This window comes from Vibrio splendidus, assembly GCF_001557875.1.
In the GTDB taxonomy this organism is placed as follows: domain Bacteria; phylum Pseudomonadota; class Gammaproteobacteria; order Enterobacterales; family Vibrionaceae; genus Vibrio; species Vibrio splendidus_F.
The window spans coordinates 885,073-899,091 of the sequence record NZ_LNRF01000001.1; the positions used below are offsets into that span (position 1 = coordinate 885,073).

14 protein-coding genes and 1 pseudogene are annotated in these 14,019 nt (G+C 42.1%); 10 read left to right on the forward strand and 5 right to left on the reverse strand.

All coding sequences use genetic code 11. The features are described from left to right. The first annotated feature begins 15 nt into the window (after window positions 1-15). Both ATB74_RS03755 and ATB74_RS03760 read left to right on the forward strand, forming a co-directional pair. Complete coding sequence (locus ATB74_RS03755; RefSeq protein WP_408743893.1) at window positions 16-564, forward strand: DUF3299 domain-containing protein; 549 nt, start codon at window positions 16-18, stop codon at window positions 562-564. 123 nt (window positions 565-687) lie between these two features. Then, the gene (locus tag ATB74_RS03760) at window positions 688-1,977 is read left to right on the forward strand and encodes a carbohydrate porin (protein ID WP_244270899.1); all 1,290 of its coding nucleotides are present in this window, start codon (window positions 688-690) and stop codon (window positions 1,975-1,977) included. Between the two features lie 86 nt (window positions 1,978-2,063). Here ATB74_RS03760 and ATB74_RS03765 read toward each other — a convergent pair. After that, window positions 2,064-2,270 (reverse strand): annotated as a pseudogene (locus tag ATB74_RS03765) (hypothetical protein); the annotation flags it as partial. Between the two features lie 257 nt (window positions 2,271-2,527). Between ATB74_RS03765 and ATB74_RS03770 the strand changes: the two are divergent. Both ATB74_RS03770 and ATB74_RS03775 read left to right on the forward strand, forming a co-directional pair. Further along, window positions 2,528-3,532 (forward strand): Solitary outer membrane autotransporter beta-barrel domain, encoded by a 1,005-nt coding sequence (locus ATB74_RS03770; protein ID WP_061016652.1) that lies wholly within the window; start codon window positions 2,528-2,530, stop codon window positions 3,530-3,532. 118 nt (window positions 3,533-3,650) lie between these two features. After that, complete coding sequence (locus ATB74_RS03775) at window positions 3,651-4,682, forward strand: sensor domain-containing diguanylate cyclase (RefSeq protein WP_061016654.1); 1,032 nt, start codon at window positions 3,651-3,653, stop codon at window positions 4,680-4,682. Window positions 4,683-4,727: 45 nt separating this feature from the next. Here ATB74_RS03775 and ATB74_RS03780 read toward each other — a convergent pair whose 3' ends face one another. Next, window positions 4,728-5,723, reverse strand: coding sequence for a helix-turn-helix domain-containing protein (locus ATB74_RS03780; RefSeq protein ID WP_061016656.1), 996 nt, complete (start codon window positions 5,721-5,723; stop codon window positions 4,728-4,730). Window positions 5,724-5,882: 159 nt separating this feature from the next. On the opposite strand from ATB74_RS03780, the gene ATB74_RS03785 reads away from it, so the two are divergent. Genes ATB74_RS03785 through ATB74_RS03800 form a run of 4 tightly spaced genes read left to right on the forward strand, consistent with a single transcriptional unit; the run spans window position 5,883 to window position 9,775 of the window. After that, the gene (locus tag ATB74_RS03785; RefSeq protein WP_061016658.1) at window positions 5,883-7,004 is read left to right on the forward strand and encodes an HlyD family secretion protein; all 1,122 of its coding nucleotides are present in this window, start codon (window positions 5,883-5,885) and stop codon (window positions 7,002-7,004) included. Further along, a complete protein-coding gene (locus ATB74_RS03790) occupies window positions 6,994-8,013 on the forward strand; it encodes a DUF2955 domain-containing protein (protein WP_061016661.1) in 1,020 nt (339 codons plus the stop codon). The genes ATB74_RS03785 and ATB74_RS03790 overlap by 11 nt, the downstream gene beginning before the upstream one ends. A gap of 22 nt (window positions 8,014-8,035) precedes the next feature. Then, window positions 8,036-9,115, forward strand: a complete 1,080-nt coding sequence (locus tag ATB74_RS03795) for an AI-2E family transporter (RefSeq protein ID WP_061016663.1) — start codon at window positions 8,036-8,038, stop codon at window positions 9,113-9,115. Beyond that, entirely contained in the window at window positions 9,116-9,775 is a 660-nt protein-coding gene (locus ATB74_RS03800; RefSeq protein WP_061016665.1) for a potassium channel family protein, read from the forward strand. 78 nt (window positions 9,776-9,853) lie between these two features. Here the strand turns inward: ATB74_RS03800 and ATB74_RS03805 are convergent, their stop codons facing one another. Together ATB74_RS03805 and ATB74_RS24225 are read right to left on the reverse strand one after the other, a co-directional pair. Beyond that, on the reverse strand, window positions 9,854-10,393 hold the full coding sequence (locus ATB74_RS03805; RefSeq protein ID WP_061016667.1) for a DUF3332 domain-containing protein: 540 nt from the start codon (window positions 10,391-10,393) through the stop codon (window positions 9,854-9,856). A 214-nt stretch (window positions 10,394-10,607) separates the two neighbouring features. Beyond that, a complete protein-coding gene (locus ATB74_RS24225) occupies window positions 10,608-10,769 on the reverse strand; it encodes a hypothetical protein (RefSeq protein ID WP_179946888.1) in 162 nt (53 codons plus the stop codon). Between the two features lie 266 nt (window positions 10,770-11,035). On the opposite strand from ATB74_RS24225, the gene ATB74_RS03810 reads away from it, so the two are divergent. Beyond that, entirely contained in the window at window positions 11,036-11,629 is a 594-nt protein-coding gene (locus tag ATB74_RS03810; protein WP_061016669.1) for a hypothetical protein, read from the forward strand. A gap of 230 nt (window positions 11,630-11,859) precedes the next feature. Here ATB74_RS03810 and ATB74_RS03815 read toward each other — a convergent pair whose 3' ends face one another. After that, window positions 11,860-12,069, reverse strand: coding sequence for a hypothetical protein (locus ATB74_RS03815; RefSeq protein WP_061016672.1), 210 nt, complete (start codon window positions 12,067-12,069; stop codon window positions 11,860-11,862). A 910-nt stretch (window positions 12,070-12,979) separates the two neighbouring features. Between ATB74_RS03815 and ATB74_RS03820 the strand changes: the two genes are divergently transcribed. Next, window positions 12,980-14,005, forward strand: a complete 1,026-nt coding sequence (locus ATB74_RS03820) for an HD-GYP domain-containing protein (RefSeq protein WP_061016673.1) — start codon at window positions 12,980-12,982, stop codon at window positions 14,003-14,005. Window positions 14,006-14,019: the final 14 nt, after the last annotated feature.

Genomic DNA, 14,019 nt, shown 5'->3' on the forward strand with positions numbered 1-14,019 from the left:
CCAAGCATGGAGTTGATAGAAGACCCATTTCAAAAGCTTGATCGGAATCAGATGTTTGATATGGCGACCATTGCTCGCTTTAAAGACGCGCAAACTGAAGACGGTTTTGTCGCAAGTGACGAAGCAAAACAGGAAATAGTGGAAGTAACAGAAAGGCTCAAAAAGCAGGACGTGGATGTTGAAGCGCTGTTTGTTGCTCGTGAGCAGATTATGAAGCAACGAGAAGCGTTAGGTTCTAAACCAAATAATGAGGTTGTAGGCAGTAAGCATCGAATCCCTGGCTATATCACTCCGATTGAAATGGACGGAACTAAAGTTACTAAGTTCTTCTTAGTGCCTTCTGCAGGAGCTTGTATCCACACACCACCACCTCCAGCGAATCAATTGGTGCTGATAGATTACCCTCAAGGCATTGAATTAGTGAGCTTAATGACGCCGGTTTGGGTTGAAGGCGAGTTAACTGGGCATCAATCGAAAGAAAATGTGAATTACTCTGACGGCGCTGCCAACGTGCAGTCGGTATATGCGATGAAAGCGGACGGTATAGAGCAGTATCAACCTTAAGCTAGCGCACCTAGTGCGCTCCAATTTCATGTTGGAAGTATTTAAATCACTCAGTGTCATCAAATGACAATTTTCAATGTGAGTAATAACTAAAATAAAACTAACTTAAAAAGCACTGGTGACATGATGAATTCAAGATTATCTAAAGTAAGTATGGCAATTGTGATGGCGGCTAGCCCAATGAGCGGCGTTGTTTATGGCGCCAACTTTGAGGGCCCTGACTCTGTTGAAAATACAATTGCAGAGCAGAAAGCACAAAAGAAATCTTGGAGGGAGTCGTTGGCCGATGATGGCATTACATTTGGAGCAGATTATAACGCTTTGGGTTTAACCTCTAACAACGGGTCTATGGGGAACGATGTTGATGCCTCTTCCGGGGTTGCGAGGTTTTATGGCTCTTGGAATTTGGTCGGCAAAGAGACGGGTAATACAGGCGGAATAGTATGGAAAGTCGAACATCGCCATGCCTATTCTGATTCAGCACCCAAAAATCTAGCCTTCATTGATGATACCGACCGATTATTTAATAACGGTACTAAAGAAGGGTTAGGTTATGTAGGTATGATTGGCTCTGCCTTTAGCGACCAAGGCTTCCGCGTCACCAATTTGCATTGGAAACAAAAGTTTAATGGAGGTAAAACCTCAGTTATCGCTGGGTGGCAGGATGTCACCGACTATGTGGACACATACGCACTAGCGAGCCCATGGTCGGGCTTTAGCAACCTTGCATTTTCAACTGGAGCTGGAGCTATGGGGTTACCTGATGATGGTGTATTAGCCCTTTCTGCAGGGCATATGCTGACTGACAATTACTATGTGATTGCGGGTATCGCCGACGCCAACGGAAAATCAGACGATATCTTTGATGGCTTCAATACATTATTTGACGAGAGTGACTTTTTCACCACGCTTGAGCTCGGTTGGACAGCATCGCAAGATCAAATATTCACTGATAATTTCCACATTACAGCGTGGCACTTTGATGGTGGTACTCGTCATAGCTTGTCGGATGCGACAGGCGGAGGTGAATCTGGTAAAGGTATTAACTTCTCGTGGAGTCAGTTTGTCACACCTCAAGTAATGCCGTTTGTGAGAGGTGGTTTTTCTGATGGAGATGTTGCTCTGTATGAACGCTCATTGAGTGTCGGTGTTGGGTATTTTGGCCTAGGAAGCGAAAAGAACAACCTTGGTTTTGCGGTTAACTGGTCGGAAATAAATGAGTACGCTCTAAAAGGCATTTCGACTGGTGTGTATGGTAATGACGGTGAACAGTTTACCGCAGAACTCTACTACAACATGCAACTTAACGATTTCATCCAAGTGACACCTGATATTCAATACATTAAAGATCCAGCGTTCTCCAATGAAAGCAGCGCTTGGGTGTTTGGTGTTCGTGCGAGAATCTTTATCTAATTCTCCTTGTTTATAATCAGATTTGGATATAAAAAAGTGAGCCTAATAAGGCTCACTTTTTTGTCTTTGGTGTTTAGACATAAAGGCTATGCTTTCCCGGTTTTCGGGGTGTCATCGAGTGCGAAGTAGATCTTTGAAACAACAATCTCTGCGACCAAAATAGTGAATACCACGGTGAAGAACGCCACGGTACTATTCCATGGATCTGTAAAATCGACTTTGTCACCGAACAAGATATTTATGGCTTCTAACATCACAAATCTTGACCCGACGAGAACCACGTAACTCGACAGGTCTTAAAGTCGGCTTGGCGTATTATGGTAAGTAAGCTTTTTTAGAATGACTCAAGATAAGACTCCAATTTAGACAGAGGCGCATATGATTATTCATTTTAGAATCCAAGATGTAGAAGAACTTTGGGGAGCCATAGATTTGGCAACGCTCTTACAGTTGGAACTGAGATCAGTATCAACCACACCGTTAACTCTCTGATTGAAATAGTTAAGTTACCAATTACACTTGAAGCATAAGTTTGAATGGAGTCAACTTAATGCTTTCACCCCAATCGCCGTATTCCTCTTCCATTGCTCTGATCTTAACTGGTTTTTTTTCATCCTCGGCCCATGCGTCGAATGAAGCGATTCAACATCGGTTAGAAAAGATATTCGCTGTTTCTATAGCGCTTACTGATAGTGATGCAGTCTCAATTGGTTTTGTGGATTTCGACCCCAACTCGTTTATTAACTTGAACGACAGTGGTTTTGGCTCCGATAAAACTATCGACACTCGAAGCCAAGTCAGTGTCGGCTCTATCCCTTATTCTTCCGTGATTAAAACCGATGATCCTGACCTAGATTTGATTTGGTCGGTGCGAGGGTCTTATGCGCTCTCTGAGCAAGATATTGAGATTTCGTCAGACGTCACATCAGACCGCCGAATTAACCCCAATGAAGACTCAGTATTGGGCCTGTATGGCTTTTTCGGCGCTCAAAGCCATTTAAATCAACATTGGTCTATCGCGTATGGTTTGGGCACTCATTTACTCTACTACCGCAATAAATACGAATATAAAAACAGCTACTCTCAAGCCTTTCAATCTCAGTTCGATGGATACGCGTTGAATACTTCTGCATGGGCATTGATTGGCGAGCCGTCGGTCAAACTCAAATACCTACAGAAACAAGACTGGGGAAGTTGGAATGTTTCATCAAGAGCACGTTATTTCTATGGCACTGGCTGGGGTGAAGCCAATGATGGCGATATCGGCAACCCAGAAGGTTTGAGGTTTATCAATGAGATTGAATTCAGACAGAATGTGGCATTGGATGCTTGGTCGTTAAAGAACCCTCAAATTCACTACAATTTTCGAAGAATAGACGTAGCAGGGGATCTCACTGATCCGCTTGATACGCACTATTACTATGAATTTGGCGCAGGATTGGTGTTCGATGTCCCTTACGATTCCTACTTCTTTGATAACTTCGGTGTTGGGATTAACTTCAACTACGGCAGTTCGCTCAGTGGTGGCAGTTTGCTCTTCTTACTCAATAATTAGCATAAGTCAGTGAGCCTACTGGTTGGCATTTAATTTGAATTCATATGTGTCGTAAAATGGTAAATATCTTAATCAAAATTTAGCCATCATAGTCATTCGCCCATCACCAGAGCAAACTATGAACAAGTTAAGTTATGACCGAAAAATGCCGTTATACGTGATGTCTGCACTTGTCCTCAATATGGCATTTAGCTTGTGGTTGCTGAGTAATGCATCTACGACGGCCATGGTTTTTTCGGTGTGCGCGTTGTTTTTACTTAGCGCTCTTATTACCGCACGCCTTTATCGACATGAAATGGCTCAAAGCAAGAGTAACTTGTCGGAAGCGATCATTGATGGTGTCGCAGGCTTTATTGTTCTCGATAGTCAATTGAGGGTCATACAAGTTAATCAACAGTTCTCTCGGGTATCGGGTTATGCCTTTGACCAAGTGGAATCTCGCCCGATTTCTGACCTCTGCTTTATGAATAACAACAGCCTAATCGCGACCATTACTCGCTCACTTAAGGAAAACCAGAGATGGAAAGGTGAGCTTAGTGGAGTTAGCAGACTTGGTGAGCACTTTACGGTCAATGCAGTTGTCGAAAAGCTAACCGAAATATTGCCGAACAACGAAAAATACGTTGTAACTTTTACCGATATTAGTCGACGTAAGGTGCTCGAACGCCGATTAAGAATACTGGTTGAAACGGACTCACTCACAGGTTGCTGGAATCGCCGCCGCTTTGATAAAGAGTTAAGTCACTACTCAAACCTAGCGGATCGCTACGGTCATACACACTCCTGTTTAGCACTGATCGATTTGGATCACTTTAAAGCAATTAATGATAACCATGGTCATGATCAAGGTGATGCAGCTCTTAAAGAGGTGGCCGAACTGTTGAAGAAGAATATCAGAGATACCGATATCGTGGCACGAGTTGGGGGTGAAGAATTTGCTATTTTGATGCCAGAAACCAACCTGTCAGAAGCGATTGAAGCTATGTATCGGTTAAAAGAAGTGATTGCTAAAGGCACAACACTAAACCTAACGGTAAGTAGTGGTGTGTCTGAAATACAAGCGTATGCCGAAGCGACGTATCGCAGCGCGGATAGGGCACTTTACCGTGCAAAAGGTAACGGCCGAAATAGAGTGTGTAGTTCCAGTTAGGGTTATCCGACGCCTATTGCACTTGGTTAATCGGTTAGAACTGTTTTACGCGGAAATTGAGCGTTGATAAATCTTAGGCGTAAGACCGGAAACTCGCTTAAATGCTCTAGAAAAGTGAGAGATATTGGTGTAACCCAATTGGCTCGAAATATAAGTCAGAGTATGGCCTTCTTCCATCAATTCACACGCAACAGAAAACATCAGGTTCTCTTTGATTTTTCGATAGGTGGTGTTTTCATTTTTGAGTTTTCGTTGAAACGTTCTCACGGAAAAATTAAGAAGCTCTGCAGCTTCTTCAAGCGAGAGGTCCTGCTCTTTCATATAGGGCTTGAGTAATTCGTAAACGCTGTCGGTAAAGCTTGTATGCCACTCAACGATAGCGGGTTTGTTACTTAAGTCTTTGGCAGTAAGGCGAATTGGGAGCTTTAAGATATCATCAGGAATCATGACCGCCGTTGAATTATGGTCAACAAAAAGCTGACAGCGACTTGGAAGCAGTGTTTTGACGATATCAGTGTCATGTCCTTGTAAACGTACTTTGCTTGGCTGCCAAGGTGACTGAGAGAGAATCGTTATTAGTTCAATAATGTAGGTGATGGCAAATACCTCTCCCCATTGGGACATGGGTGAATTATCTGCGGGGGCAGTTCGACAAAACCAACTCTGTCCGTGTTCTTGAATGAAGTCGACTCTACTGCCGGGAGAATCATAAGAGAAAATCGTGCTGATATGCTTTAGCGAATCTCCAATGGTTTCAAATTCGGTAAATTGATGCAAGACGTATGGGATGATTCTTCGCTTAAAGGCAAGGCCAAGTATGTCCGTAAATCGAGATACGCCTAGTTGTGATGAGGTCAAATAAATCAGTCGCTTGATTGATTCTGAGGGTACAAAGTCACTTTCTGATTGAATCAGATCGGGTGGTAAGCCCGAGTCTTCAAGTAGCTTGTGTAGGTCTAATCCATAGTCAGTGAAGATTTGGACTAAGATCTTAGCATAACTTGTTTGTATTACCGGTACTTGGTAGTGACTAGAGGTCATGAGAATACAATCCTGTATATATTGTCGCATTATTAGACGAGCATATCATTTGCAACGTTTTATTTACTAAATCTAACCTTATTTACTTGAGTTTTCCATTGCTAGGTTTATTTTTAAAGTATTAATTTTATTGATGTTAGTTATCTAGAAGGGAGTCCCATGTCAGAAGTTGAAGGGAACAAGCAAGAAGCCAATGAAGAAGTTGTCGAACAAACAAATGGAAAAGACAAAGTAAGAAAGATAACAAATTACCTACTGTTATTTGTGGCGTTTATGTTGATCTTCAGTGTTATCTCAGATCGCATCATCCCTATTACTGACAATGCTCGTGTAAAGGGTTATATCGTTCCTATAAAGCCTGAGGTGTCGGGTAAAGTGCTAGATATCTTAGTTCAGCCGAACCAACTGGTTAATCAAGGCGATAAGTTAGCCATTTTGGATGAGTCTGATTACCGAATTGCCGTACAACAAGCAGAGCAAAATCTAGAAATTGCAGGCCAAAATGTGGGAGCTCAAACCGCTAGCATTGCTTCAGCTCAAGCGAAACTTACTTCAGCGATCGTTGAAAGACAAAATACTAAACTACAAGCAAAGCGAGTTTTAGAGATGGCCGACAAAGGTGTCGTTTCTAAATCAGACGCAGATAAAGCGCGAGCTGCATTAGCGACGTCTCGAGCAGCAGTTGTGAATGCGGAAGCTGACCTTGATCGTGCAAAGAAACAAATGGGTAAAGAAGGTGAAGAAAATAGCCAAGTGAAAGCGGCGTTGCTTGCTCTTGAACAAGCTCAATTGAACCTAGAGCGCACCGTAATTACCGCACCGACACAAGGTGGAGTTTCTAACTTTAGCTTGTCTGAAGGTTTTTACGCTTCAGCAGGTCAACCGATCATGACTTTTGTCTCAACGGAAGATATTTGGATTGAAGCTTATTATCGTGAAAATAGCCTTGGCAACGTAACGGTCGGTGATGAAGTCGAAGTGGCATTGGATTTTGCTCCAGGACAAATTGTGAAAGGTCGAGTGAGCAGCATCGATTGGGGGGTTGATTGGGGGCAAAATGATCAAGCAGGTAAGCTTGCTCAAGCTAGCCAACAAACGGGGTGGTTACGTCAAACACAGATGCTTCCTATCACCATAGAATTTGAACGAGATGAGATGCAAGGTATGCTCCGAGTTGGTGGGCAGGCGGATGTGATTGTTTATAGTGGTGATAACTTTGTATTCAACGCAATAGGCAAAGTGTGGATTCGTTTGATTAGCGTGTTGTCTTATGTCCGATAAATCGATCCCTGACCAACAAACACAACGACGGATTCTGCGGTATACCGTTGGGGTTACGTTAGCTGTGTTTTTGGCTGCGTGGATTAACTGGCCGCTCGCATTTGTAGCGCCAGTGTTCACCGCTAAGTTTCTAATTGATAAACCAAGCCTTCATAAGGAGACGGTCTATGAACTGCTTTTGGCGGTAGTAGTGACCATGGGGTTGGGGTTGTTGTTGTCGCGAGGAATTACCCATTATCCAGTTCCATTATTGATTTTGGTGGGGCTAGTGATGCTTTGGGGTTACTACTTATTTGTTGATCCTAAGTGGAATCTGTTCGCAACCATATTATTAATTGCTGTACTGATGTTGCCATTTATGGCGATTGATAACCCTGGAGTTTCGGTATTATTAGCATCTGGCTTGGCCACCTCTGGTGTGGTTTCGGTGACTATTTTTGCGCTGGTTCATATCTTTTTCCCTGAACCGAAAACTGAATTCTCCGGCTTTGCGTCGGCGCCATTCAACAGAAGAGAGCGCTGGTATGCAGCTTTCCGCGCCATGATTATCTCTTATCCTGTTGTGTGTTTTTTCTTTATATTTCAGATATCTGAAGCATTGCTAACCATGATGTTTATTGCATTATTGTCACTAATGATTACTTCGGAAAAATCGGTCAAGTTGAGTGCATTTCTGGTGATCAGTAATGGTATTGGGGGGTTACTCGCGATAGCGGCTTTTTCAATCCTTTCGATTGTTCCTAATATTATCTTCTACTCTTTATTCATAGGCTTGGTTGCTATTGTGATTGCCAAAAAGATCTACACGGTTCCCGAAAAAGCGCCGATTTTCGCTACTGCATTTAGTACGTTGCTAGTACTGGTCGGTAGCACATTGATGAGCTCAGGCGACATCGATAGCAACACTCTTATACGCATATTCCAATTAGTATTAATTGGCATATATATGATTTTAGCTTCTCTATTCCTAGAAACTCGGAATTGGAAGTTCCTACAAAATCAGCCTTAATTCTGTCTAACAAGGACGTCTCATGAAGTTAACCGATGATTTTTCAAAACAGGCGATAGACGCTGCCATCAAAATCGCAGCGATTGCCATGCTCGTGTATTGGTGTTTTTCGATTTTGCGCCCATTCATTCTTTTGGTGGTGTGGGGGGCGATCATTGCGACTGCGCTGTACCCAGTTGCTGTGGCGATTTCAAATAAAACTGGGATGTCGAAAGGTAAAGCCAGTGCATTGCTGAGCTTTATTGGTGTGATTCTTCTATTTATTCCTTTGGCTGCGCTTTCTTCTGGTATCTACACTAGCGCGACTGACCTGATGACAGGCCTTCAAGATGGCACATTGTCATTGCCTAAACCGAAAGAGTCCTTACAAGATATTCCATTCATAGGTGAGAAGGTTTATTCAACCTTGGTTGCCGCCTCCAACAATATTGAAGGCACTTTCATAAAGTATGCGGACGAACTTAAACAGTTTGCGACGAAAGCGGCTTCAGTTCTTGGCTCACTAGGTGGTGGCTTTATTCAGTTCATTATCTCTACCATCATTGCTGGTGCATTCATGAGCAATGCCGATAAATGTCAAACGGGTGTGACTCACTTAGTGGCGCGTTTAACGGATAGCAAAGGTGAAGAATTGGTTCAGCTATCTAAATCTACTGTACGAAGTGTTGTGCAAGGTGTCATTGGTGTTGCTGTGATTCAATCCATGATGTCGGCAATAGGGTTGGTGATTGCAGGCGTTCCTGCTGCTGCGTTTTGGGCGTTAGCTGTGCTGCTCATTGCAATAATCCAACTGCCACCGATTCTTGCTCTATTACCTGCGATTATCTACATGTTCAGCGTTGAATCGACACTGGCGGCGAGCTTGTTCTTAGTGTGGTGTATTTTAGTCAGTGGTAGTGATGCTATCTTGAAGCCAGTACTGTTGAGCCGTGGCTCTCATATTCCAATGTTGGTTATTTTGCTTGGCGCGTTGGGTGGAATGGCGATGTCAGGAATCGTCGGCCTGTTTGTTGGTGCTGTGATACTGAGTTTGACTTACGAATTGATGATGGCGTGGCTTGGCCTTGAAGAGACAAAGCAAGAAGAGCATGAGGAGAAATAAATGAAGCCAGTCTCTAAAGACGACAACTTCTACTTCTTGTTTTATGCACTGTTAGTGTTGTTTTTTGGTTGTGCGGTGATGCAGCAGTTTTATCCGCAAGGTCAGAAAACAATACTATTTCTCATCATCATTACTCTGGCGAGTTCAATCGTTGGTATTCATAAAGAGCGAGCTTTGTATCGCTCCTGGTATGGAATGTTACTGATTACGGCATCGGTGTCTGGCGTGTTCTCATTCTTAGAGGGTTATAACCTTTCGATAGTGACGTTATCGGCGTTAGCTGTGTTCATGTTCTCACACATTTACTCGGCGTTAAAACAGGTGATGAAAGCAAAAACGGTAACACCCAATCACATTATCGGATCGATCTGTATTTACTTGTTGTTGGGGTTTGCGTGGTCGATTATCTATTTGTTGATTTTGGAAATCTTTCCTAGTGCATTTTACGGTTTGGAAGAGCAAGTCTGGTTAACGAATTTGTTCAATGCGATGTACTTTAGTTTTATCACTCTGACCACCGTTGGCTATGGAGATATCTCACCGGCTTTGCCTATTGCTCAGTTCTTTGTATTTATGGAATCTATTATCGGCAGCTTTTACTTGGCTATCATGGTGGCGAGTTTGGTGAGTGTTCGACTTGCACAGTCTCAATCCCAATAGGTCACATACAAACAAGCCCGGCAATTGCCGGGCTTGTTATATTTTTACGATCTTAAAAATCTATATGGGCTATGAATCTTAAGCTTCAGAGCCTTGAATCTTTTCTAATTCAGCGATAGTCGTTTGCGATACAAGCTGACCATCCATGTAATAGCTAACGTTTTGACCATCTTTGATGCCAGTCAGAGTTGCCGTTTCACCAGAGGTATATACGATGTCCATTTGAACTGTGTTCTCGTCGATCTTAATCATCTCACCTGTTTCAATTGTACGATTGTTTGAAATTGGCCCTACAGGCGCTTCTTTAAAGCTTGGATCAAGGTCATCGTTCACTTTGAAGTGAGTGTCTGTTTTTGTATCGAATACGTGTGGTGCACCGCTGATTGGGTTTTTACCTGTCCAGAATTCGAGGGAGTTGAATACTACGTAGTCTGCTGCAGTTGTAATACCGTACACAGGCGCTAATAAGAAGTTTACACCTGCACGAGCATAGCGGTTATCGACAACTTCAACGTTAAATTTCATTACTTTCCCTGTTACGGCGTTACTGCCGATACAACCAGTTAGCGCAGAAGCCAAAACCGTTAGTCCTACAATTTTAAGTGCAATCTTTTTCATTTTAGTACCTGTATAAGTTAGAAGTCTGTTTCGTTGGAACAGGTGTAGTATGGTTTTTATTCGATTATGAGTTTTACCATTTAACGCCACGGATGATAGAAAGTTGGTCTCAAATTTTAGGTAAAGAAATAGACATAAAAAAAGCGCACCCTAATAGGGTGCGCTTTTTGGTGTTTAGATAAGTTGTAATGAAAACAACGACTCCAATAAAGAATCACTTCATCACATAGGTATAAGCCGATACGATAAGCCAGCGGAAAAATCGAAATAAAAGGGTAGTGGCTTTAAAGGTAAATTTGGTAATTGATAGCATTGCATCTGCACCAATGGTCACGCACTTATGCAAATCGGATTCTTTATATTCTGAATAGGTCATGTGTTTTCTCATTTCTCGCTGTTGTCTTTCATATGTAAGTAATGACTCCTGTCTGGCGATGTACCCTGTGCAAGTAATGTACGAATATTCATCGATAGAAACTTACCATTTAATGCCAAATAGTGTAGAAACCAGCCAAAAGATAAAGGGTTGAGAGAAATTAAGTAAGTACCTAGGTGTAACTCATCAAGTTACCTAAAAACCGTGGCTAATAATGGTATGATCGTGGGTTCAGCACCATAAGTGATAAAAGAATAGGAAACAGAATGACTCACCTTACCGAACAGCAAGAAGCTGCAATGGCGACGTTTAAGGAAAACTTACACCTTCCAAATGGTGGTTTTCATAAACTGATTATCGAGCTAAGTAAGGAATATCAGCTGCCTTTCCAAAAGGTGCGTGCCGTTTTAAAGAAAGCTCAAAAAGATGTGGAGCGACAGATACGTGAAGATTTTACCAGTGTCGATGATATGGTTCTGAGCCAAGCTAATTGGTTGAATATCATTAAGTCAAAGCTTGTCGAATTGGCGGAAGATAACCAAACGGTGATGGCTAAGCTGCAACAAAATCTAAAGTATCAAAAAGTGTTGTCGGCAACCGAGGGTTCAATTGCAAGTGAAGATGAACGTGACGAGTTGATCGAAGAGTTGATTCAAGCTTATGAGAAAGAGGTGTTCAAGCCTTTATTGGCGATGTTACATACAACAAAGCTGTATTGGAAATTAATGCTGGTTGATGAGACATGTAAGATGAATGAGGAGAATCGTGAGAAGTTCAGTGATTACCCTCAATACATGCAAGCTGCAGAACACTTATATATTCTTGATCAGAAGTTAAGGTCGATGCCGTTAACTTATTAGTCCATGAATGCACTGATAATGATTCATTGGTGATTCAGAGTTCGATATAAGTTGGTTTTAATAGAAGCACGATAACCTAGCTAGCGTTAGCCGCGTGTGAAATGCAAAAAGGCTAGGTTTCTGATCTGTTTTACTTCTGCTCTATTTTGTTCTGCTAGAGCGAATTGAGGGTGACATCTTTTACATCTTTGGGACTAGACGGTGTTTCTTTCTGTAGCCTATGGGAAATGCTATAGGAGTGTGAAATGTCCTAGGGTGTTTCCGTTGCCTGAAACGATAGTTCCGATGCTTTCTCGTTCATTAAATTCAAAGTCGATGAGATAACTGTGATGTTGTAGCTTGGGCAATATGTGGCGGTGGAGTATATCGCTATTGAGCTGTCGAATCTCGGTGATCCATGAAATTTCTTCTTTGTGTAAGTCTATTTTAATCTTGAGCATTTATTACCTTTTAGTTTATTGACTGTTTTTTCGCGTGATAGTTGGTACCAATGGGTTTGTCGTGTTGTTCTGCGTGACATAACTGTGCCTTGTGTTTATTACATTTATATTTAAGTTGTAGATCTATTTTGAATTCGCTAAAACAAAGCAAATGACGAATAGAACGGTAGTAGGATCGAATTTAAAAGCTATTGAATGACTATCTAGGTGAAAGCTGACGCAGAGATGGTGTAACGAGGGAATCGAGAACTGTCTATGTGGAACTTGGACTTACTTTAGCATTAACAGCTCTATAGATTAGAGCCAGGTGGCGAACTATACGCCTAGTTTTTAAAATTACAACCCTATTTTAAAATAAATTCAAAAATATTTTTGAGTGATCTGCCATCGCTGGTTGAGGTGAAAATGAGAGTCGCGCAGTAATAGTTAGTTGCTTTCTGGCTAGCCGATAGGTGATGGTTGCTCTGATGACTTAGCTCAGAATGTTTGCTTGTTATCATTATAGGTCTTCTTTTTTAACTCTCTGTTTTTACGTGCCTTTACATTGTAAATTCACATACTAATTGTTGAGGTAAGTGTTGTGGTTGTAGAAAGAGCTCCCATATGAGGAGCTCTTTTTGTTTTTGGCTATTGGTTCTTTTGCTAGTGAAAAAGCGACTAACAGCAGGCCGCAATAATCAATTTCTCGGGGACGGTTTAGACGATGTGATAATAGATGCGTATGTAGTTCGTTGTTTTATAAGCTAATTTCCGTCGAGTTTTTGACATCTTACTCATTTAAGGTGTTAATTTGATGTCACTCGAAGATCTATCCTTCATTTTTAACAATCATTTGTCTTTTTCATGTTGAGAGGTACGAAAACCCATCTACACTAGGGTTATAACTGTTTGATTTGTATAAGAGGTATCAATGAGTCGGAAGCCTATAGTGTTAGTCGTGGATGACACCCCAAGTAACTTGGATGTATTAACGACAATACTCAAAGATACCTATCAAGTGAAAGTAGCGATTAACGGCACAATTGGTATCAAGATTGCGAAGATGGTGCCGCAGCCAGACCTTATTCTCCTCGATATCATGATGCCTGACATTGATGGCTATGAAGTGTGTCGTCAGCTAAAAGCACAACCGAATACTGCGCATATTCCCATTATATTTGTGACCGCCAAAATAGATCCTGAAGCCGAAGTGAAAGGGCTATCGTTAGGTGCTGTTGATTACCTGACCAAGCCGATCACTCCGGAAATTGCCCTGCAACGCGTTAAGACTCACATTACTCTTTATGACCAACAACGCGCGTTGTTCAGTCAGGTGAAAGAGAAAACTCAAGAGATTAATTTGGGTAAGCTAGAGACTCTTAACATATTGGGTAGGGCGGCTGAATTTAAAGATAATGAAACCGGCATGCATGTAATGCGTATGAGCCATTATTGCGAAATATTAGCTAAGGCGTTAGGCATGACAGACGAAGACGCTGAAACCCTGCGTGACGCGGCTCCAATGCATGATATTGGTAAGATTGGTATTCCAGATAGCGTGTTACTGAAGCCAGGTAAATTGGACGCCAATGAGTGGACCATCATGCAGAAGCATGTCGAGTATGGTGTTGAAATTCTAGGAAGACAGAGTGATTCCAAGCTGATGCGCATGGCGATTCAAGTCGCGCAATATCATCATGAAAAATGGGATGGCAGTGGTTATCCAAAACAGATCGCGGGTGAAGAAATTCCTTTAGTAGGAAGAATCGCTGCGGTGGCTGATGTATTTGATGCACTGACGGCAGAGCGTCCTTATAAAAAAGCGTGGAGTGTCGATGAAGCGCTCGCCTTGTTTGAAGAGCAAAAAGGCAAACACTTTGACCCTAGAATTGTCGATTTACTATTTGAAAACCTACCTCAAATATTAAGCATCAAAGAGCAATTTAAAGATGAGTGATCGCTTAACATCGG